Annotated in this window: 1 protein-coding gene; it reads left to right on the forward strand. The window is 35.6% G+C overall.

Going from position 1 to position 1,025, the window contains the following annotated elements:
* The coding region (locus ACOCD9_RS03215) for an ISL3 family transposase (RefSeq protein WP_419546350.1) at positions 1-1,025 on the forward strand (1,025 nt) is incomplete at both ends.

Consider the following 1,025-nt stretch of genomic DNA (forward strand, 5'->3'; position numbering starts at 1 on the left):
TTCATCAAAACAATGAATTAACAATCCGAGATTTACCCTTTGGAGAACAGGCATTATATCTGAGAATCAATCGTCGTCAGATGAGATGCGAGAAATGTGGGAAAAAATTCACAGAAGAACTAAATTATTTGCCGAAGAAAAGAACCTACACAGACAGATTTAGAAAAAAAATAGTGGCCGAAGTCCTGAATAGTGATCTCAAAAATACGGCAGAAAGAAATGGAGTAAGCGAACAAGAAATAGAGACGATGCTCAAAGACTTAGGAGAAGAGTTAATAACCGCAAAACCTCAAGGGCTAAAAAAACTAGGAATAGATGAAATAGCCATGATAAAGGGAAAAGGAAATTACTATGCTGTGTTAGTAAATATAGACACAGGAAAAATTGTAGGCTTAGTGGAAAAAAGAACAGAAGAAGCATTAACAGAATATCTGAAACACTGGGGAGAAGAGGTTTTGAGCCAAATAGAGGAAGTAAGTATAGACCTGTGGATAGGGTATAAAAATGTGGCAGAAAAACTAATGCCTCAAGCTCAAATAGTAGGGGATAGATTCCATGTAATGAAACAAGTAAATAACGAGCTAGATGAAGCAAGAAAGGAGGTAAAAAGAGAGGCAGCTAAGATAAAAAACAAGAAAAATAAAGAAAATATCTTAGCAGGAATAGCCAAGAGCAAATATGCCTTATTAAAGAATGAAGGAGACTTAGTAGAGAAAGAAAGGAAAAAATTGGAAGAAGTATATAAAGTTTCTCCAAAACTTGGGGAAATGCACAAATTAAAAGAGGAATTTAGAGAAGTATTTGAGAAAAATACGGAGGGGAATGAGGGATTATTTGCCTTGAGTGATTGGATCAAAAAGGCGATGGCTTACTTTCCTAAAAGCTGCCAGACAATTCGGCGGTGGATTGACGAAATAACTGCCTATTTTGATAACCGAACAACCCAGGGAACAGTGGAAGGAATTAATAATAAACTGAAGGTGATTAAAAGGAGAGGCTATGGATTTAGAAACTTTAAAAACTTT

The sequence above is a fragment of the Microcystis sp. genome (assembly GCF_048564745.1).
GTDB classification, from domain to species: Bacteria; Cyanobacteriota; Cyanobacteriia; order Cyanobacteriales; family Microcystaceae; genus Microcystis; species Microcystis ichthyoblabe_A.